We start from the raw sequence: 19,370 nt of genomic DNA on the forward strand, positions 1-19,370 counted from the left end.
CTACAAAGCACCCACCTGCAGTGTGGAGAACCCCTACACCCCACCGGCTAAGCCTGCTGACCCCGGTAGCCCCGACGCTGAGGAGCTGATGAGCCGGGACCAGATTGAATCCCTTCAGTTTGAGCGCCTGCGCTGGAGCCTGCACTATGCCTACGAAAATGTGGCAGCTTACAAGGAGCTCTACGACGAGCACGGCGTGCACCCCGGTGACTTTAAAGAGCTAGATGACCTCAAGCTCTTCCCCTACACCGACAAAGAATTTCTGCGTAAGGCCTACCCCTTCAAGGCTTTCGCTGTGCCCATGAGCGACCTGCGCCGCATCCATGCGTCCTCGGGTACCACCGGCCAACCCACCGTGGTGGGTTACACCGAAAATGACTTGACCACCTGGGCATCCCTGGTGGCCCGTTGCTTCCGCTTCTCCGGTATCAAGCCCGGCCAGAAGGTGCACAACGCCTACGGCTATGGCCTCTTTACCGGTGGTCTGGGTGCGCACGCAGGTGCAGAACGCTTAGGCACCGCCGTCATCCCCATGTCCGGCGGCCAGACCGAGAAGCAGATCCAGCTCATTCGCGACTTTGAACCGGACGCGATTCTCTCCACCCCCACCTACCTGCTAACCATTGCAGACGGTTTCCGCAAGCTGGGTATCGACCCCAAGGAAACCAGTCTCAAGACCGCGGTGCTGGGTGCTGAGCCCTGGACCGAGGAGATGCGCCACGAGATTGAAAAGACCTTCGGCACCCTCAAAGCCTGCGATATTTACGGTCTGTCTGAGGTCATGGGCCCCGGTGTTGCTGGCGAGTCTGGCGAAACACAGGACGGCTCCCACCTTTGGGAGGACCATTTCCGCCCCGAAATCATTGACCCCTTTGACGACACTGTGCTTGATGTGGGACGCCCCGGCGAGCTGGTCTTTACCTCCCTCACCAAGGAGGCGTTGCCCATCATCCGCTACCGCACCCACGACCTCACCCGCCTGCTGCCCGGCACCCAGCGTCCCGGCCACCGCCGCCTGGGTCGCATCACCGGCCGCAGCGATGACATGATCATCCTGCGCGGCGTCAACCTCTTCCCCTCCCAGGTAGAAGAGCTGGCCCTGCAGCAACCTGAACTCTCACCCCACTTCGCCCTGGAGCTCACCCGCCCGGGCCGCATGGACGAGATGACCGTGCGTATTGAGCGCCGCGAGGACGCCACTATGGAGCAGGCAGAGGACGCCGGCAAGCGTCTGCTGCACGACATCAAAACCAAGATCGGTTCAAGTTGCCGCATTGAGGTGCTGGACCCGGACATCCTGCCCCGCTCGGTGGGCAAGATTCGCCGTATCTACGATTACCGCAACAAGCCCAAGGGCGCCGGCGAGTAAACGTCAGTTGAGCTAGTAGAAAGTGGGATCTGGCTACTACCATTGGGGGTGTCACCTGTCTGCAGGTGGCACCCCCACTGTGATGAAAGGAAACAGGTGAGCAAGACATCTGTGAAGCGCGGCCGCCCCGGCTATGAGCGGGCTGAGGTCTTACGTCTTTGTGTGGCTGAGTTTAACGAGCGAGGCTACGAGGCGACCAGCATGGACATGCTGGCTAAGAGGCTGGGGCTCACCAAAAGCGCGATTTACCATCACGTGGCGTCTAAAGAAGAGATCCTTGAGATTGCCCTCAAGCAGGCACTCAATGCCCTGGATGAGGTTTTTGAAGCGGGTGAAGTGCTCGAGGCTGATGCTCTGGAGCGTCTTGAATTTGTGGTGCGTCAGACCGTCTTTGTGCTGGCCGAACATCTGCCTGAGGTGACCCTGTTGTTGCGCTTGCGCGGCAACACCCCGGTGGAGGACGCAGCTCTGGGTAAGCGCCGTGAGCTGACGGTGCGCCTCTCCAACCTGGTGGGGGCAGCGCAAGAAGCCGGCTTCGTGCGTCAGGACGCTGACCCCGCCACCCTGGCTCGTCTGATTTTCGGCATGATTAACTCCCTGTCTGTCTGGTATGACCCCACCCGCGGCAGCGACGTGGATGCCCTGGCAGACACGGTCGTGGAGATGGCCTTTAGGGGCATCACAGCGTAGAGACAACAGAATAGGGCTAGAGCCGGTATTTTTACCGGTTCTAGCCCTTTTCCTATGGTGTTTAGGCTGTCTTAGCGACCAGGGTTAGCACGTCGTAGGTGGCGACGATTTCGTCGTTCTGATTATGTAGCACGGCGTCCCAGGCGACCTCGCCGTACTCGTCGGTAACACGCGGGGTGATCTTCTTAGCGGTCAGGGTTACTCTGATCGCGTCGTCGTAGGTCACCGGGGTGATAAAGCGCAGGTTCTCCAGGCCGTAGTTAGCTAGGACGGGGCCCGGTGCGGGGTCCACGAAGAGACCGGCTGCCCAAGAGACCAGCAGGTAGCCGTGAGCTACGCGGCGGGGGAAGAAGGGGTTAGCGGTCGCTGCCTCTTCATCGGTGTGGGCGTAGAACATGTCCCCGGTTTCATGCGCGAAAGCGGTGATGTCCTCCAGGGTCACGGTGCGCAGATCAGAAGCGAACTGGTCGCCAATTTCCAACTCAGCTAGAGACTTGCGGAAGGGGTGTACGCCCTCGCCCGCATCAACCTGGGCGCGGGTCACGGTCTTGGCGTCCGCCCCGCTGTGCCACACCCCGGTCAGGGCGGTTAGCTTATTGGGTGAGCCCTGAATTGCGGTGCGCTGCATGTAGTGCTTGACGGCGCGTACACCGCCTAGCTCCTCTCCGCCACCTGCCCGGCCGGGGCCGCCGTGGACCAGGTGGGGCACGGGGGAGCCATGACCGGTCGAGGTCTTGGCGTCCTCGCGGTCCAGCACCAGGACGCGGCCGTGGTGGGCTGCAATCCCCAGGGCAAGCTGGTTGGCAGTTGCGTCATCGTGAGTGCAGACGCTGGCGACTAGGGAGCCGCCACCCATAGCAGCAAGCTCAACTGCCTCGTTCAGGCTCTTGTATTCCAGCACTGAAGTGACGGGGCCGAAGGCCTCTACGCTGTGCACCTCGGGGGTGCGGGCGTCCGCGAACTTCAGCACGGTAACAGGGAAGAAGCTGGTGCCCTCGGGTGCTTCACCCTGGAAGGCAATCTCGCCGCCGGCAGCTACCAGGCGGTCAACAGCCTTGGCGACTTCTGTTTTCTGCTCGGGTGACGCCAGTGAGCCCATGGTGACGCCCTCTTCGCGGGGGTCGCCTACCCTAATGCGTTCGCTTACCTTAGCTGCTAGTGCATCAATAACGTCCTGGCTGCGTCCGGTGGGCACAATGACGCGGCGCACGGCGGTGCACTTCTGACCAGCCTTGGCGGTAATTTCGACCATGACCGACTTGATAAAGGCATCAAACTCGGGAGTGTTGGCCAGGGCGTCCGGGCCCAAAATAGCGGCGTTAAGAGAGTCGGTTTCGGCGGTGAAGCGCACGCCCTTGGTCTGCACATGGGGGTGGTTGCGCAACACCTGGGCGGTAGCAGCGGAGCCGGTAAAGGCGACGTGGTCGCGGTAATCCAGGTAGTCCAGCAGGTCACGAGCTGAACCGGAAATCAGCTGCAGAGAACCTTCGGGCAGTAGGCCGCTGTCCAGCATGAGGCGCACGGTTGCCTCGGTGACGTAGCCGGTGGGGGTTGCAGGCTTGACGATGGTGGGCATACCTGCAATAAAGGCGGGTGCGAACTTCTCCAGCATGCCCCAGATGGGGAAGTTGAAGGCATTGATTTCAACGGCTACACCGGGCAGGGTGGTGTAGATATGCTCACCGATGAAGGAGCCATCGCGGGAAAGAACCTCGACGTTGCCGTCGATGATGACCTTGGAGTTAGGGAGCTCGCGGCGCCCCTTAGAAGAGAAGGTAAAGAGGGTGCCGATGCCACCGTCCACATCAATGTAGTGGTCGCGCTGGGTGGCGCCGGTGGAGAAGGAGATGTCGTAGAGGCCCTGCTTGTGCTCGGTCAGGTACTGGGCGATCTGCTTAATGATCAGCGCACGCTCGTGGATGGTTAGCTTCTGCAGGTTCTGCTGGCCCACGGTGCGGGCGTAGTCGATGGCACCTGCGGTATCTAGCCCCTCGGTGCTGACCTGGTAGATGGCTTCGCCGGTGGCGGCGTCCACAACATCGGTGGTTTTGCCGGGGGTTTCGGGAGTCCACCAAGCGCCTTTGATGAAGCTGGGAACCAGGGTTGGGGTGCTCGTCATTGAGATGTCCTTTGCTGTTGCAGTACCACCCGGCAATAAGTGACCGAGCGTTCAGTTATTGATATAAACTATAGTTCACATCACAAGTGAGTGAAAGTTATCGGGTGAGGGTTACGCCCGGGAAGGACGCTGGTGGGCAAGATGGCAGACCAAGAACAGTGTGAGCTGTGGAAGATTACGCTCGGTGAGCTGGATGAAAAGATGGGTGTGAAGGTGCTGGAAGAGTCGGCCCAGCGCGTGGTCGCTACCATGCCGGTGGAGGGCAACCGCCAGTCCCTTGGGCTACTGCACGGCGGTGCCATGCTGGCAATCGGCGAGGCGGTCGGTTCCTGGGCCGCGGTGATTCACGCGTCCTCTATGGGCAAGGTAGCAGTGGGGGTGGACGTGAATGCTACCCACCATAAGTCTTCACGCGAAGGAATGGTGCGGGCTACGGCGTCCGCGATTCACCTGGGCAGGTCGCTGACCACCCACGAGGTTATCATTACCCACGAAGAGACCGGTGACCGTCTCTGCACCCTGCGCATTACTAACTTTATTAAGGGGTAGGGCAGAGACCAGCCAGCGAATGTGCAGAAAATGTTCGAGCGTGCGCCTGAGAGACGCACGCTCGAACTTATAAGCTCACGCTCCTCGTGACAACCTAGCTGTAGTCATAGAAGCCCTTGCCGCTCTTGCGGCCCAGCTCGCCACGAGCCACCATATCGCGCATGAGCTGCGGGGGAGCGAAGCGCTCACCCAGCTGGGACTCCAGGTACTCAGCAATGCCCAGGCGGACGTCCAGCCCCACCACATCGGTCAGGGCCAGCGGCCCCATGGGGAACTTGTAGCCCAGCACCATGGCCTTATCAATGTCATCAGGGGAAGCGACGCCCTCCTCCACCATGCGGATAGCCTCCAGTGCGATTGCCACACCCAGGCGGGAGGATGCAAAACCGGGAGCATCGTTGACAACCACCGGGGTCTTGCCCAGACCATCTACCCAGGTGCGAGCCGCTGTCTTAAGCTCCTCAGAGGAATACTTAGACTGCACCACCTCAACCAGCTTGGACGCCGGTACCGGGTTAAAGAAGTGCAGGCCGATGAAATGACCGGGGCGTTCCAAAGCCTCAGCCAGCCCATCAATAGACAGGGACGAGGTGTTGGACGCCAGGTAGGCGCTCTCGCTGAGCTGCGCTTCGACGTCGCGCAGGGCAGAGACCTTCAAATCCCAGTTCTCAGGAACAGCCTCAACTACCAGGTCGCGATCAGCGAAAGCCGCGTAGTCAACCGATACATCAAAACGTTCGGTCAGTTCACCCAGGTTGCCGTCAAAAACACCGCGCTCGATGGACTGAGCTAGGCCGCGCACCACGCGCTCGCGGGCAGCCTCAGCACTGAGGGCATCGCGCTCAACTACAACTACCTGGGCGCCGGCCAGGACGAAAGCGTGGGCGATACCCGCGCCCATGCGTCCGCCGCCCAGCACGCCCACGCGGGCGGGAACTTTAAGGTCATGAATTTCAGCCACGGTTTACCTACTTCTTTTTGCGGTCTAGGAAGGCTTGCATACGGTCGAATTTGGCATCAGACTCAAAGAGAATTGCCTGCGCTAGCTCGTCAATGTGGGGGTGGGCATCGCGCGGGGAGGCAAAGACTCGTTTGGTAATGCGCACCGCCAGGGGGTCCTGGGCGCCGATGCGGTCAGCCAGGGTGCGGGCGGCGTCCAGAAGCTCGGACGGCTCGTGCAGCTCAGTAACCAGGCGCAGATCCAGTGCCTCCTGGGCATTGAGGATGCGCCCGGCCATAAGAATCTCAAGCGCCACCGGCTCACCCACCAGCTCCTTGAGGCGCCAGAGTGCGCCGGCGGCAGCGATGATGCCCAGGTTGGTTTCGGGCTGACCCATCTTAAGGTAGGGGGTGCCGATGCGGAAGTCTGCGGCGTAAGCCAGCTCCGCGCCACCGCCCAGGGCGTAGCCGTCAAGAGCGGCAATGACCGGCATGGGCAGGTGGTGGATGCGATCAAAAATCTGCGAGTTAATCCCGCGCAGGGCGTCCTCTCGGCGGCGCTCGCGCAACTGGGCAATATCAGCGCCAGAAGCAAAAATGCCGCGGCCGTTGACCTCACACCCGGTCAGAATCAGAATCTTGGGGGCGGTTTCCAGGTAGGCGCAGAGCTCGTGCAGTTCAGCCACCATGGTAGCGTCAATGGCGTTACGCACCTCGGGGCGGTTCATGCGGGCGACCAGGTGCCCCTCGCCGTCCTCGATGGTCAGTGCGGTGAAGTGCTCAAACATTAGACCTTCTCCACCAGAACAGCTGCACCCTGGCCCACGCCGATACACATGGTGGCAAGGCCGCGTTCGGCGTCCTCGCGTTCCATGCGGCCCAGCAGAGTGATGATAAGACGGGAACCGGAGGAACCTAGCGGGTGCCCCAAGGAGATAGCGCCGCCGTCACGGTTGACGATGTCCTCGCATAAGCCCAGGCGGCGCATGGATCCCAGGGACTGGCTAGCAAATGCTTCGTTGAGTTCAACAGCGCCCAGATCTTCGATGCTCCAGCCTGCGCGTGCGAGCACCTTCTCGGTGGCGGGGACCGGGCCGAGACCCATGATTTCGGGGGCAAGACCTGCAGCTGCGCCGGTCACAAACCGCGCGCGCGGGGTCAGCGCGTACTTCTCGATTGCTGCTTCTGAGGCAACAATAATGGCAGAGGCACCGTCATTGAGCGTTGATGAGTTACCCGCGGTGACTACTTCGCCACCGGCCACGACGGGGCGCAACTTGGCAAGCACCTCGGTGGTGGTGCCGGGGCGTGGGCCCTCGTCAGTATCGACCAGGGTAACGTTGCCCTTACGGTCACGTACGGGAACGGGCACGATTTCGTCCTTGAAATGGCCGGCCTCAATGGCGGCAATAGCCCGCTCGTGGGAGCGTACAGCAAAGGCGTCGCAGTCTTCGCGGCTGATGCCATCGACTCGGGCAACTTCCTCAGCGGTTTCAGGCATGGAATAGGTGAATTTCTCACGCTTGGCGAACTCAGGGTTAACGAAGCGCCAGCCAATAGAGGTGTCAAAGGTTGCGCCGGGCTTGGCGAAGCCGGTGGTGGGCTTTTCCATGACCCAGGGGGCGCGGCTCATAGACTCAACGCCGCCCGCGATCACGATATCAGCATCGCCGGCACGAATCATTTGAGCCGCCATAGTGACGGCACTCATGCCAGAGGCGCAAAGGCGGTTGACGGTGATGCCAGGGACAGTATCTGGGTAGTCGTTGAGCAGCCAAGCCATGCGGGCTACGTTGCGATTCTCTTCGCCGGCGCCGTTGGCATTGCCCAAGATGACCTCATCGACCACGGCAGGGTCAATCCCTGCCTTCTCTACGGCATCCTTCAGCACCAGGGCGGCGAGGTCATCGGGGCGGACGCTGGACAGTGCCCCGCCGTACCTGCCGACGGGGGTGCGGGAACCACCAACCAAATAAACCTGGGGTGCGGAAGACATTCAAACTCCTTTGTGAGAACGCGCGGGGCGCAGACGTCAATAACTGACCAATCGTTCACTAAATCTTTTCACCTTAAGTGACCTGGGTCAAGTGAGCCAGCCGCCCCCGAGGGAGCGGCTGGCGTGAGGGGGAGGTAAGGCCCCCGCTATGAGAGTGCTGGTTCTTTTGTTTCCTCGGGGTGCAGGTCAATTTCCTGGTTGCTCTTGGGCACCATGCTGACCGCAATAAGAGAAATAATTGACAGGAACACGATATACAAACCAATCATCCACGATTGACCGGTCTCACGCAGAATCATTTCAGCAATCATGGGAGCAAAGGCGCCGCCGAGAATCGCACCAATGGCGTAGCCGATGGAGATGCCGGAGAAGCGGACCGCTGCCGGGAACATCTCGGCGTACATAGCCGACTGGGGGCCGTAAGAGGGGCCCAGGCCGATGGTCAGGATCAAGATGGCCAGGGTGAAGAGCACGATGTTGCCACTGTCGATGAGGAACCACATGGGAATGGCCCAGAGAATGATGAAGCCGTAGCCGAGTTGGAAGGTGCGCACGCGCCCAATCTTGTCGGACATCCAGCCGCCCAGCATGGTGAAGATGAGCCAGCCAAAACCGCCTATGATAGCCGCGGTCATGGCTTCGCTGCGGCTCATGCCCAGTGCTTTCACGCCGTATGAGATGAAGAAGGCGATGACTAGGTAGCCAGCTGCGTTGTTGGCAATGAAGATGAGCGCTGCAAGGATGACCTGGCGGGTGTTGGTCTTGAAGAGCTGCTTGAGGGGCGCAGATTCACGCTTCTTGAGGTTCTGCATCTCCTTGAAGACAGGGGATTCCTCAACGGAGTGGCGGATGTAGAAGCCCACCAGAATCAACACGATGGAGGACCAGAAGGGGATGCGCCAACCGAAGGAGAGGAACTGCTCTTCGGTGAGGATGGAGTTGAGGAAGAGGTTGATGAGGGTTGCCAGAATCATGCCCAGGGGGACGCCGATCTGGGGGAAAGCGCCGAAGAAGCCACGCTTGTGGCGGGGGGCGTGTTCCACGGACATGAGGGCTGCGCCGCCCCATTCGCCGCCTGCACTGAAGCCCTGTAAGATGCGCAAGAAAACGATGATGATAGGAGCTGCGATGCCAATTGAGGCGTAGGTAGGCACGAAGCCGATGCCGACGGTGGCGATGCCCATCATGATAAGGGTGAGTACCAGGGTGATGCGGCGGCCGAAACGGTCACCGATGTGGCCGGCAACGATAGCACCCAGGGGGCGGAAGACGAAGCTGATGCCCAGGGAGGCCCAGGCGACAATCTGTGCGATGGTGTTATCTTCACCTTCGGGGGTGAAGTATTGTGTTGCCAGAATGAGGCCGGCGGCCTGGGCGTAAATGAAGAAGTCGTACCACTCGATGGTGGTGCCGATGAGAGTTCCGGCGAGAACTTTTCGCTCTTCCCGGCTGACTTTGTGCGGTGCTACCGCTGCGTGTGAAGACATTGATGTACCTCTGCTGGTGGAGGGGCGCGTGTGCGCTTGATGCCCTGTGCAACCCCCTCTCATCTATGAGGTGGGGGTCACATCTTGGTGGTTAATTATGAATCATATACGACTTTTAATCCCCGTGCGATAGTTTCCTAAAATTTTTTACCGTTCGGTCAGTAAATAACGACTGAAGCGCAAGGACGCCGGCACTTAGCCTGTCCGAACAAGCTAAATACCGGCGTCCTGCCTGAGGGGAACACAGATTGTGGAACGCCTAGCCCACGAGAGTTTCGACTACCTTTTCTGCAATCATGATGGTGGGAGCATTGGTGTTGCCTGTGGGTATCACTGGCATGACCGAGGCATCAATGACGTGCAGGCTCTCAACTCCGTGCACTGCCAAATTGCTGGAATCAACAACAGACTCAGGGCCCTTGCCCATGGCACAGGTGCCTACCTGGTGGTGATAGGTCACCACAGCATCTCGCGCGTAGGCTTCTAGCTCCTCATCACTGTGCACCGATGTACCTGGCCAAATTTCTTGGGCGCCCCACTCGCCGGCCAGCGCCTGCTGATTGCCGATTTCCCGGCAATGCTTGATGGAAGCAACCAGAGCATCGATATCTTCATCGTCGCTCAGTGCTGCAAGGTCGAGGGTGACTGGATCAGCCAGGGATGCCCCGGTGAGCTTGAGTTCACCGCGAGATACAGGGCGAACAATGCCCGCCATCAGGGTAAATGCTTCGGCGGGCCCCTCCATCTGCCCCTGCCCGTAGTCTTGCGAATACATAGGTACCGAGAAGAAAATGGGCTGGGTATCCGGAACAGCCTGAGCGGGTGAGGACTTCGCGAACAGGTGCACCTCGGCGGGCGCATCTTCTGAGGCTGGGATTGGCCTATTGGCAGTAAAAATGACCGGCGCCAAGAGGTGATCATGCAGATTCTTGCCCACACCGGGAATATCTGCCACTACCTCGATACCCAGCTGTTCCAGCTCGGCACGCGGCCCCACGCCCGAACGCAACAGAATTTCGGGGCTACCCAGTGCACCGGCTGAAAGAATGACGGTATCTGCCAGTACTTCTTGGGGCTTTCCCTCCTGATACAATAGGACGCCCTTTGCGCGGTTAGCATCGAATAGCACATTCTCAACCCGAGCGTCCGTTATCAGGGTTAGGTTCTTATGGTCAGCAACTGGGCGTAGGTAAGCATGCCAGACATTGAAACGTTCGCCATCGCGCAGGTTGAGCTGCATGCGGGAGATACCCTCAACATCACCCGAATTATAATCAGGGTTCAGCGTGTGGCCTGCTTGCTGGGCCGCTTCGACCATAGATTCCTGCAAGGGGTTGCGCCTAAAATTTTCACGCACGTCTAAGAGACCATCCCCGCCACGGGTGGCTGAAGCGCCGCCGTCAAAATTCTCAATTCTCTTAAAGAAGGGCAGCACATCAGACCAACCCCAACCGGAGTTGCCCATCTCTTCCCAGGCATCGTAATCAGCGGAGTCACCGCGTACCCAGATGCAGGCGTTGAGCGCATGGGAACCGCCCAAGACCTTGCCGCGGGGCAGGTGGAGGCGGCGGCCATGAGCGCCTTTTTGAGGCACGGTGTAATAATCCCAATCCTGCTCACTGTGCCAGAGCTTACCCAGGTTATAGAGATGATCAATATCGGGGTTGGGGTCACGCAAGCCTGCCTCGACCAGGGTCACTGTTTTGCCGGCATCCAAGAGCCTACGGGTGAGGACAATGCCCGCAGAGCCTCCGCCCACCACTAGAAAATCTGACATGATGTCTCCTTTGACTGTAGATATAAGAGCACCCCGATTCTCTGATAATTTTTAAGAAAACCGGGGTGGTTGGGTGAAATCTATTCGCAAATTACGTGAGGCACACCCATATGCTTGAGCCCTTCAACACCGAACTCCAGGCCGTAGCCGGACTGCTTGATGCCGCCGAAAGGGATGCGGGGATCAATGGCACCGTGCTTATTGATCCAGACGGTGCCAGCCTGCATCTGCGCAGCAACCTCGCGGGCGCGCTCAAGGTTGGGGGACCAGACCGAGGCGCCCAGGCCAACATCCAGACGGTTAGCTTCTTCTAGTGCTTGTTCCAGGGTGGAGTAGCGAATAATCGGCAGGGCAGGGCCAAACTGCTCCTCAACCACCAGCGGGTTGTCCTTATCAAGGTCGGCAATCAGGGTGGTGGGGTAGAAGAAGCCGGGGGCAGTTTCGTCCGGGTTGCCACCCAGTAGCACGCGACCACCGCCGTCTTTGGCCTTCTGCACCAGGTCCGCCACAATGTCGTACTGCGCCTTGTTCTGCAGCGGGCCCAGGACGTTTTGCTCCTCAATACCCACGCCCATGGGCATGTTCTGAGCAATCGCGGTCAGCTCCTCACAGACCGCATCGTAGAGAGAATCAGGTACGTAGAGACGCTTGAGGGCGGCACAGGTCTGGCCGGTATTGATGAAGGCGCCCCAAAAGAGGCCCTCAGCAATCGCCTTGGGGTCTGCGTCATCTAGCACGATGCCGGCGTCGTTGCCGCCCAGTTCAAGGGTGAGGCGCTTCAGAGAATCAGCAGCTGATGCCGCGATCTTTTTGCCGGTGGCAGTGGAGCCGGTGAAGGTCAGCTTATCGAAGCCGGGATGAACCGACATCTTGGGGCCCAGGGCGCGGTCGGCACTGTCTGCGACCACATTTAATACGCCCTCGGGCAGCGCGGTGTTCATGACCTCAACCAGCGCCAGCACGCTCAGGGTGGTGTACTCAGAAGGCTTGACCACAATGGTGTTACCCATGCGCAGGGCGGGGGCGATCTGCCAGATCGCAATCATCATGGGCCAGTTCCAGGGGCCAATACCACCCACTACGCCGATGGGGCGGTAATTGAGCACCGCGCGGGTTTCGCCGTCGTCCACCAGGGTCTCTTCTTCTAGCCCAAAGGACGCGGTGGCGCGGGTCCACGCCACAGCGCCGCCCACCTCAAAACGGGCGTTAGGGCCGTTCAGCGGCTTGCCCTGCTCGCGTGAGAGTAGCTCTGCCAGGGGTTCAGTGGTTGCTTCGATGGCATCGGCTGCCTTCATGAGGTAGTCGCTGCGTTCGGCGTGAGAGAGTTTTGCCCAAGCAACCTGGGCTTCACGGGCAGCTTGTACCTTGCGATCCAGGTCTGCTTCAGTTGCGGTGGGTGCAAGACCGATGAGCTCTTCGGTAGCAGGATCAAAAATTTCGCGGCTGCCACCTTCGGTCACACGGCTGAGCAGTTCTTGGTAGGTGGTGGGTAGTGACTGCACTGTCATCTCCTTAGCATCAAAAGATAGTTACCCCTATGCTCTCCAGCAGTGGACGATGAGCGTTAGGTGCAGCGTGCACACCCCTTGGCTTTTTGTGCTCCCGGTCACTTATCCTGTAGATTTCAAATAGTCGTCCAAAACGGGAGAGAGGGAGGAGATGGGTCAGAGCACCCCCAAAGCTGCCCGCGGCCTTGTGCTGCACGGCGAAATGAACATGACCCAGTGGCGTCTGGGTGCCACCGAAAGTTTCGGCGACCTCGCCATCACCTGCCCCAACCCCGCCTCCTTCCGCGCTAGCATCCGCACCGCGTCACTGGGGGAGGTTGAACTCTTTGACATGCGCACCCCGGCGCACACCGTCAGCCGTGACCCCAACCGCCACGACCTAGAACATGACGGCTACTGCAAGCTCAGCCTGCAGTTAGAAGGAGAATCTGTGCTCACCCAGGACGGGCGTAGTTGCACCCTAACCCCTGGTAGCTTGGCACTCTACGTCACCAAACGCCCCTACACCCTGGAATACACCGGCGATCAACGCAGCCTCATCGTGCTCTTCCCCCAAAACTTCGTGCAAATGAGCTCCGACTATATGGGCCTGATTACCGCCACCTCACTCTCAGATAGCCAGGGCCTTGGTAAGGTAGCCGTCACCCTCTTTGAGCAGCTTGCCGCCAACCTTGAGGAGTTGCAGGGGGCGCACGCGCTCGCCCTGGTGCGCTCTGCCCTGGAAATGCTGATCACGGTCATGGCGGCGGAATCCAGCAGCGCCGGGCGGGAACCCGCCAATCTGCTTTTTCACCAGGCGGTTGCCTACATTGAGGATCACCTGGGCGACCCGGAGCTTAGCCCGGGGCGGGTAGCTGACGCCCTCTATATTTCCCTGCGGCAACTACACGGCAGATTCGCTACCAACGGGCTGACGGTAGCTACTTTTATCAGGACGCGCAGGCTAGAACGTATTCGAGACGATCTGGCCAACCCACTGCTACGCTCCGACTCAGTGCAGACTATTAGCTCCCGCTACGCCCTCTTTGACCCCTCCCATGTCAGCAAAACCTTTAAGGCCGAATACGGGGAAAGCCCCTCTGCCTACAGGGCGAGGATGCTGACTATCTAAAGCGCAACAGCCGCGTTGAATTCAGTACCACAAAGACCGAGCTGAAGGCCATAGCTGCGGCGGCAATCATGGGGTTGAGTAGGCCCGCTGCTGCCACCGGAATCGCCACCGTGTTGTAGGCGAAAGCCCAGAAAAGGTTGGACTTAATCAGGTTCAGGGTCGCGCGGCTCAGCCTGATTGCAGTAGGTAAGGATGCCAGGTCGCTGCGCATGATCGTCATATCGGCTGCTTCCATGGCAACGTCGGTGCCCGAACCCATCGCCACTCCCAGGTCGGCCTTCGCGAGGGCGGCGGCGTCATTCACTCCATCACCTACCATGGCAACGCCATGACCACCAGCCTGCAGCTGCGTCACCTTATCCAGCTTGTCTTCTGGGCTAACCCCGGCAAAAACGTGCTCCGGATCAATGCCCACACGGGCGGCAACAGCGCGGGCCACCGGTGCGGCGTCCCCTGTCAAAAGAACCGGGGTAAGGCCCAACTTTTTGAGCTCGGCAAGGGCGGGCGCGGCGTCGTCCTTCGGTGAATCCTGTAAGCAGAGTAGACCGGCAAGGTGGCCCTCCACTGCCAGAAGCACGGTGGTTAGCCCCTCTTCTTGCAGGCTATGCACTTGCTGACTAATAGCGTCAGAAACTTCAACGCCCTCGTTCACCAGGTGGGAGACCTGCCCCACTACGGTGCGCACCGGCTGCCTGTGATAGGTGACGGTGGCACGCACGCCACCGCCTGCTACAGACTCAAAATCATCGACAGAGGCCAGCGAACCGCGTGCCCGGGCAGCCCCGGTAATTGCACGCGCTAGAGGGTGCTCGGAGGGCGCCTCGGCAGCTCCTGCTAGTTGTAGTACCTGGTCTTCTGCCCAGTCACCCAGAGGTAGCACACGGTCAAGGGTAAGCTCGCCGGTAGTCACGGTGCCGGTCTTATCGAGTACCACAGTGTCTACCGTCTGGGTGCTTTCTAGCACCCGCGCTGACCGAATCAAAATACCCAGTTGTGAGCCCCGCGAGGTACCCGCCAGCAGAGCGGTGGGGGTAGCAAGACCCAGGGCACAGGGGCAGGCAATTACCAGCACCGAAACCGCTGCGGTAAAAGCGGCGTTGACATCGCCGGTGATCAGCAACCAGCCCGCCAAAACCACCAGAGAAATACCCATCACGATGGGCACAAAAACCGCCGAAATACGGTCAGCTAGGCGGGCGATAGGCGCCTTGGTGGCCTGAGCCTCGGCGACCGCCCTACCCATCTGCGCCAGAACGGTATCGGCACCCACCCGGGTTGCTTGCACTGTCAGCGCACCGGAGGTGTTCACGGTCGCGCCCACCACCGGGTCCCCGGGGCCAACCTCAACGGGCACTGATTCGCCGGTCAGCAGGGAAGTATCCAGGGCTGAACGGCCAGAAATTACCTGCCCGTCCACCGCAACTTTCTCACCGGGGCGCACCAGGAATTCATCACCCGGTAGCAAATCTTTGACGGGAATTTGTACAGCCTGCCCCTGCCGCAACACGGTGGCACTTTTAGCGCCCAAGTCCAGGAGGTTACGCAGGGCTCGAGAAGACCTGCGCTGAGTGGAATGCTCAATCTGTCTGCCCACTAGCAGGAAGGTGGTAATCATGGCGGCGGCATCGAAGTAGAGCTGATGGTCCATGCCGTGCCCGCCATGGGACACGCCCGCATGAGCCGTCATGGAAGGGTCAACAAGAAGCTGCCAGAGCGAAAAGACGAAACTGGCGATGACACCCAGGGAAATAAGGGTGTCCATGGTGAAGGAGCCGTGCTTGAGATTGGTCCAGGCGGGGCGGTGGAAGGGTAACGCCGCCCACGTGGCAACCGGCAAGGTCAGGGCGGCAACTACCCACCCCCAGTGCGGGAACTGGAAGCTAGAAAACATGGAGATAAAGAAAACCGGCACCGCAAAAATCAGCGCCACCACAATGCGGAGCGTCAGCGAGGTGCCCGCCTCCTGCTCATTTATCGGGGCATCTATCTCTTTGAGGCGTGCACTATAGCCAGCCTTTTCCACGGTTTCGATCAGCTGCTCATCGCTGATGTTCGCCGGGGCAATCACTCGGGCGGTTTCCAAAGGCAGGTTGACGGAGGGGTCCACCCCCAGCTTTTTCAGCTTGCGTTCTACCCGTCCCACGCAGGACGCGCAGGTCATGCCGCCTACGTCCAGGGTGACGATGCGGGTTGGCTGGCTCAGGGTGTTAGAGACCTCCGGAGCGGAGGCCGTGGTGTTGGGTGTAGAGATCATGGCGTGGTTTCCTCCATCGGGGGCATGGGTAAAGCGTCATTAGCAGGGGGTAATCCCTCTGCTGGTGATAGGTTGCCCATGCAGGCTGCGCTTACTTAACCAGGGTGAAGCCGGCTTCGGTAATAGCGGCTTCAATGCTGTCGTTGGTGAGGTTTCCGTCGTGGGTGATGGTGACGGTCGATTCTCCGTCCTTGACGACAGCGACCTCAACGTTGGTCACGTTCTCGATTTCTTCGAGTTCTTCGGTAACGCTCATAGCGCAGTGGTTGCAGGTCAGGCCGGTGGCTTTGACGATGGTTGCTGACATGGGTTTTCTCCTTGAGTCGGGTTAGCTTTTGACCAGTCGGCTGATGGCGGTCATAGCTTCGGATAATTTGGCGTCCAAGAATTCTGGGTTGCCGCTTGTCTGAGCTTCGGTGGCTACGCCGACCACACAGTGCCGCACATGGTCTTCTACCAGTTGTAGTGAGACGCTGTGCAGTGCCTTGTTGATAGCGGCTACCTGGGTGAGAACGTCGATGCAGTAGGTATCCTGCTCCACCATGCGAGCGACCCCGCGCACCTGCCCTTCAATGCGGCGTAGGCGTTTGAGGTAGGCGTCCTTCTCAGGGGTGTAACCGTGGGGTGCAGTGGGGCTTGAATCTTCTTCGCACATACCTTTAATGTATACCCTATAGGGGTATACTTCAAGTGTCTTACCTCCGGTAGTTCTAGATCATCTCCGCAGTCTTAATAAGCCCCCTGTTAGACTGGGTGGCATGGCTTCATTCATCGAGGATTATGCTCTACTTTCAGATATGAACACCGGTGCTCTGGTCTCACGGGCTGGTTCTATCGACTGGTTCTGCGCTCCGCGCTTTGACTCCCGCGCAGTCTTTGCAGCTCTGCTGGGCGAGCGTGAGCACGGGCGCTGGCTCCTGGCTCCCCTCGAATCGGTGAACCCAGCTCCGGTAGAAGAGGTGCGCACTGAGCGCTCTTACCGCGAAAACACTTTTATTCTGCAGACCGTCTGGTTTGTGGGGGACGCCAGTGTGCGCGTCACCGAGTTTATGCCCCTTTCTGGCGGTACCACCATCGTTCGTAATGTTGAGGGCCTCACCGGTGAGGTCACCATGTACCACGAGCTAGCTATGCGCTTTGACTACGGCAAGACCGTGCCCTGGGTGACCCGCTATGAAGGCACCAGCTCAGATGGTTCATCAGACCCGGATGCAGCCATGCTGGTGGGGATGGCTGGCCCCCACGCGTTGGTTTTCCGCGGTGATAGTGTGCCTGAGGGTGACCCTGAATCCAAGGCGGAAACCTTCACTGTTTCAGCAGGTCAGAGCTATACTTTTGCGCTGTCTTACTTTGCCTCTAACCACAATCCGCCGGTACCGGTCGATTATGCCACGGCACTGACCTACACCCAGGATCAGTGGAGTGAGTGGTCTGATCTTTATACCGCTCCAGAAGAAGAAACTAAGCCTCAGGCCATTGGTGCTGATACGGCGGGCGCTGATACGACCGACGCTGATGCAGCCAGCCCAGAAGAAATCTCTGCGGTGCGTTCGGTGCCCGAGTTCCAAGAGGATGCAACCGAGAGCCTCAAAACCTCCTCTATTCTGCTTGAAAGCGGGTCCAACACCAGTTCGCTAGAGGTCGACGAAGAAACCTACCGAGAACTAGCGCAGACCGCTGCCACGCCACTTGCCGTGCCTACAGAAGAGTCCCACCGCGAAGAGGCAGACGCCCGCTACCGCGAAGCTCGTCTACGCTCACTGCTGGTGTTACGTGCCCTGATTTCCCGGGAGACCGGTGCGCTGGTTGCCTCAGCGACCACTTCTTTACCTGAGGTCATCGGCGGTAAACGTAATCACGACTTCCGCTTCACCTGGCTACGCGACGTCGCCATGGCTATGGACGTCACCCTAACCCACGGGCACGAACGTGAAACCGCGCAGCTGCGCAACTGGATTCTGCGCGCCCTTGCCAATAACCCGCGTCAGATTCACGCGGTCTACGGGCTGGCGGGCGAGAAGGACGATATGGAACGCCGCCTGGCGCTCCCCGGCTATGAGGGCTCACAGCCGGTTCGTTCGGGTAACGGTTCTGGTGACCAGTTCCAAGGGGATGCCCTGGGGCAGGTGCTGGTGACCTTTGCGAACCTGCGTGAGCAGGGTGTGGCTGAAGATCACCTGTCCTGGCCCATCCAGAAGGCATTGCTGAACGCGGCCACTGAGCGTATCGGTGAAACTGACCGGTCGATGTGGGAAATCTACGGTGAACCTTCCACCTATACCCACTCTCAGGCGATGCTTTGGGCTGCCTTTGATGCTGGTGTGTCAGCGGTCCGTGATTACGGCATGGACGGCGATGCCGCCACCTGGGAAGCCTGCCGTGACACCGTAGCTGAGGACATTCTGACCCGCGGTTACAACGAAGCTTTGGGTTGCTTTGTCTCAATCTACGGTGGTTCTAGCGTGGACGCTTCCCTGCTGCAGCTACCCCAAATTGGGCTGGTTGCTTGGGATGACCCGCGGATGCTGGCGACCGTCAAGCGTATCGAGGAAACCATCCAACATGCTTCGGGCATGATTTACCGCTATGACAACTCCGATTCGCACGACGGCTTTGAGGGGCAGGATAACCCCCACTTCATCTCCACCCTGTGGCTGGCTGAGCAATATATTCGTTCAGGACGTGAAGCAGACGGCCGCGCCCTGCTGAATCTGGTGCTGGACTGCGCCAATGACCTGGGCTTGATGAGTTCGGAGTACGACTTTGCCCATGAGCGTCTGACCGGTAACTTCCCGCAGGCTCTTGCTCATATTTCTTTAATTCGTGTGGTTGAGGCGCTGGGTCTTTAGAGACTAAGGGCAGCTTCCCAGAGGATAGTTGCACCAAAAATCACCAGCACGGTGCCTGCCACCCCGTCAATTACTAGGGTGGCGCGTGGGTGCAAGAGCCACTTCATAGACAGGGACGCCAGGGCGACGATGACCGCGAACCAGGCGACGTTGATACCACCGTGGATGAGCGCCAGGTAGGTGCCCATCAGCAGTGGGGGCACGGTAGCAACCATAAAAGGTGGCACCGTGGCAATGTAGAAAACCGCGATTTTTGGGTTGAGAATGTTGGCGATAAAGCCCGCTAAAAAATCCCGGTAGATCCCTGCGCTACGGGTGCTTACTGAATTAAAGTTTCCCACGGGAGTCTCGGGGGTTGGCAAACTGGCTAGGGCGGCGTCCTGCGTTTTGAGAGCGGTCACTGATCCCCAGTGGCGCAGATTGAGCAGAAAACGTACGCCCAGATAGATGAGGTAGGCACCGCCTGCCAGGGTGATGGCATCGAAGACGCCCGGGGCCGTTGCCATAAGCACCGCCAGGCCGGTGGCTGCCGCTACGCCCCAAATGAGCAGGCCAGCGGTGATACCTAGAATGCAGGCAAAGGCAGCGGTTCTGCCCCGGGCTACGAGGGAGCGCAACACCAGGGCAGTATCAGTGGCGGGAATAATGGTGATCAGAAAAGCGATACCCGCAAAACCAATCAGTGCCTGGCTAAGAGTCATGGGCACACGCTACCAAGGCAG

16 protein-coding genes are annotated in these 19,370 nt (G+C 59.5%); 5 read left to right on the forward strand and 11 right to left on the reverse strand.

Going from position 1 to position 19,370, the window contains the following annotated elements:
• Window positions 1–88: 88 nt before the first annotated feature.
• Window positions 89–1,369, forward strand: coding sequence for an AMP-binding protein (locus tag VVR27_RS10045; protein WP_346923819.1), 1,281 nt, complete (start codon window positions 89–91; stop codon window positions 1,367–1,369).
• Between the two features lie 96 nt (window positions 1,370–1,465).
• Window positions 1,466–2,059 carry a TetR/AcrR family transcriptional regulator gene (locus VVR27_RS10050; RefSeq protein WP_237203035.1) on the forward strand — a complete coding sequence of 198 codons (594 nt, stop codon included), beginning with the start codon at window positions 1,466–1,468 and terminating at the stop codon, window positions 2,057–2,059.
• A gap of 61 nt (window positions 2,060–2,120) precedes the next feature.
• Here VVR27_RS10050 and paaZ read toward each other — a convergent pair whose 3' ends face one another.
• Window positions 2,121–4,178, reverse strand: coding sequence for a phenylacetic acid degradation bifunctional protein PaaZ (paaZ, locus tag VVR27_RS10055; RefSeq protein WP_368548236.1), 2,058 nt, complete (start codon window positions 4,176–4,178; stop codon window positions 2,121–2,123).
• 141 nt (window positions 4,179–4,319) lie between these two features.
• On the opposite strand from paaZ, the gene VVR27_RS10060 reads away from it, so the two are divergent.
• Window positions 4,320–4,727, forward strand: a complete 408-nt coding sequence (locus VVR27_RS10060) for a hotdog fold thioesterase (protein WP_345443259.1) — start codon at window positions 4,320–4,322, stop codon at window positions 4,725–4,727.
• Window positions 4,728–4,821: 94 nt separating this feature from the next.
• Here the strand turns inward: VVR27_RS10060 and VVR27_RS10065 are convergent, their stop codons facing one another.
• The 6 genes from VVR27_RS10065 to VVR27_RS10090 all read right to left on the reverse strand — a co-directional run bounded on the left by VVR27_RS10065 (window position 4,822) and on the right by VVR27_RS10090 (window position 12,434).
• Window positions 4,822–5,688: a 3-hydroxyacyl-CoA dehydrogenase family protein gene (locus VVR27_RS10065; RefSeq protein ID WP_368548237.1), complete on the reverse strand. Its 867-nt coding sequence runs from the start codon at window positions 5,686–5,688 to the stop codon at window positions 4,822–4,824.
• A gap of 7 nt (window positions 5,689–5,695) precedes the next feature.
• Window positions 5,696–6,454, reverse strand: a complete 759-nt coding sequence (locus tag VVR27_RS10070; protein WP_368548238.1) for an enoyl-CoA hydratase/isomerase family protein — start codon at window positions 6,452–6,454, stop codon at window positions 5,696–5,698.
• A complete protein-coding gene (locus VVR27_RS10075; RefSeq protein ID WP_368548240.1) occupies window positions 6,454–7,662 on the reverse strand; it encodes an acetyl-CoA C-acyltransferase in 1,209 nt (402 codons plus the stop codon). The genes VVR27_RS10070 and VVR27_RS10075 overlap by 1 nt, the downstream gene beginning before the upstream one ends.
• A gap of 146 nt (window positions 7,663–7,808) precedes the next feature.
• Window positions 7,809–9,149 (reverse strand): MFS transporter, encoded by a 1,341-nt coding sequence (locus VVR27_RS10080; RefSeq protein WP_368548241.1) that lies wholly within the window; start codon window positions 9,147–9,149, stop codon window positions 7,809–7,811.
• Between the two features lie 259 nt (window positions 9,150–9,408).
• Window positions 9,409–10,926 carry a GMC family oxidoreductase gene (locus tag VVR27_RS10085; protein ID WP_368548242.1) on the reverse strand — a complete coding sequence of 506 codons (1,518 nt, stop codon included), beginning with the start codon at window positions 10,924–10,926 and terminating at the stop codon, window positions 9,409–9,411.
• Between the two features lie 80 nt (window positions 10,927–11,006).
• Window positions 11,007–12,434: an aldehyde dehydrogenase family protein gene (locus VVR27_RS10090; RefSeq protein ID WP_409349954.1), complete on the reverse strand. Its 1,428-nt coding sequence runs from the start codon at window positions 12,432–12,434 to the stop codon at window positions 11,007–11,009.
• A 151-nt stretch (window positions 12,435–12,585) separates the two neighbouring features.
• On the opposite strand from VVR27_RS10090, the gene VVR27_RS10095 reads away from it, so the two are divergent.
• Window positions 12,586–13,545: a helix-turn-helix domain-containing protein gene (locus VVR27_RS10095; RefSeq protein ID WP_368548245.1), complete on the forward strand. Its 960-nt coding sequence runs from the start codon at window positions 12,586–12,588 to the stop codon at window positions 13,543–13,545.
• Here the strand turns inward: VVR27_RS10095 and VVR27_RS10100 are convergent.
• From VVR27_RS10100 to VVR27_RS10110, 3 genes are all read right to left on the reverse strand, one after another.
• Window positions 13,538–15,799 carry a heavy metal translocating P-type ATPase gene (locus tag VVR27_RS10100; protein WP_368548246.1) on the reverse strand — a complete coding sequence of 754 codons (2,262 nt, stop codon included), beginning with the start codon at window positions 15,797–15,799 and terminating at the stop codon, window positions 13,538–13,540. The two genes, VVR27_RS10095 and VVR27_RS10100, sit on opposite strands and share 8 nt — an antisense overlap.
• 91 nt (window positions 15,800–15,890) lie before the next feature.
• Window positions 15,891–16,106 (reverse strand): heavy-metal-associated domain-containing protein, encoded by a 216-nt coding sequence (locus tag VVR27_RS10105; RefSeq protein WP_368548247.1) that lies wholly within the window; start codon window positions 16,104–16,106, stop codon window positions 15,891–15,893.
• A 21-nt stretch (window positions 16,107–16,127) separates the two neighbouring features.
• Complete coding sequence (locus VVR27_RS10110; protein WP_368548248.1) at window positions 16,128–16,454, reverse strand: metal-sensitive transcriptional regulator; 327 nt, start codon at window positions 16,452–16,454, stop codon at window positions 16,128–16,130.
• 103 nt (window positions 16,455–16,557) lie between these two features.
• Here VVR27_RS10110 and VVR27_RS10115 point away from each other — a divergent pair, with 103 nt between their 5' ends.
• On the forward strand, window positions 16,558–18,648 hold the full coding sequence (locus tag VVR27_RS10115; RefSeq protein WP_368548249.1) for a glycoside hydrolase family 15 protein: 2,091 nt from the start codon (window positions 16,558–16,560) through the stop codon (window positions 18,646–18,648).
• On the opposite strand, the gene VVR27_RS10120 is transcribed toward VVR27_RS10115, so the two are convergent.
• Window positions 18,645–19,349 (reverse strand): LysE family translocator, encoded by a 705-nt coding sequence (locus tag VVR27_RS10120; protein WP_368548250.1) that lies wholly within the window; start codon window positions 19,347–19,349, stop codon window positions 18,645–18,647. The two genes, VVR27_RS10115 and VVR27_RS10120, sit on opposite strands and share 4 nt — an antisense overlap.
• Window positions 19,350–19,370: the final 21 nt, after the last annotated feature.

The sequence above is a fragment of the Rothia sp. LK2492 genome (assembly GCF_040946345.1).
GTDB lineage: Bacteria > Actinomycetota > Actinomycetes > Actinomycetales > Micrococcaceae > Rothia > Rothia endophytica.

What these genes read in the sequence shown, in the direction of transcription:
- VVR27_RS10045 (WP_346923819.1), top strand. Translation starts at nt 89, where the DNA reads ATGAGCCGGGACCAGATTGAATCCCTTCAGTTTGAGCGCCTGCGCTGG.
- paaZ (WP_368548236.1), bottom strand. Translation starts at nt 4,178, where the DNA reads ATGACGAGCACCCCAACCCTGGTTCCCAGCTTCATCAAAGGCGCTTGG.
- VVR27_RS10060 (WP_345443259.1), top strand. Translation starts at nt 4,320, where the DNA reads ATGGCAGACCAAGAACAGTGTGAGCTGTGGAAGATTACGCTCGGTGAG.
- VVR27_RS10070 (WP_368548238.1), bottom strand. Translation starts at nt 6,454, where the DNA reads ATGTTTGAGCACTTCACCGCACTGACCATCGAGGACGGCGAGGGGCAC.
- VVR27_RS10075 (WP_368548240.1), bottom strand. Translation starts at nt 7,662, where the DNA reads ATGTCTTCCGCACCCCAGGTTTATTTGGTTGGTGGTTCCCGCACCCCC.
- VVR27_RS10080 (WP_368548241.1), bottom strand. Translation starts at nt 9,149, where the DNA reads ATGTCTTCACACGCAGCGGTAGCACCGCACAAAGTCAGCCGGGAAGAG.
- VVR27_RS10085 (WP_368548242.1), bottom strand. Translation starts at nt 10,926, where the DNA reads ATGTCAGATTTTCTAGTGGTGGGCGGAGGCTCTGCGGGCATTGTCCTC.
- VVR27_RS10090 (WP_409349954.1), bottom strand. Translation starts at nt 12,434, where the DNA reads ATGACAGTGCAGTCACTACCCACCACCTACCAAGAACTGCTCAGCCGT.
- VVR27_RS10095 (WP_368548245.1), top strand. Translation starts at nt 12,586, where the DNA reads ATGGGTCAGAGCACCCCCAAAGCTGCCCGCGGCCTTGTGCTGCACGGC.
- VVR27_RS10100 (WP_368548246.1), bottom strand. Translation starts at nt 15,799, where the DNA reads ATGATCTCTACACCCAACACCACGGCCTCCGCTCCGGAGGTCTCTAAC.
- VVR27_RS10105 (WP_368548247.1), bottom strand. Translation starts at nt 16,106, where the DNA reads ATGTCAGCAACCATCGTCAAAGCCACCGGCCTGACCTGCAACCACTGC.
- VVR27_RS10110 (WP_368548248.1), bottom strand. Translation starts at nt 16,454, where the DNA reads ATGTGCGAAGAAGATTCAAGCCCCACTGCACCCCACGGTTACACCCCT.
- VVR27_RS10115 (WP_368548249.1), top strand. Translation starts at nt 16,558, where the DNA reads ATGGCTTCATTCATCGAGGATTATGCTCTACTTTCAGATATGAACACC.
- VVR27_RS10120 (WP_368548250.1), bottom strand. Translation starts at nt 19,349, where the DNA reads ATGACTCTTAGCCAGGCACTGATTGGTTTTGCGGGTATCGCTTTTCTG.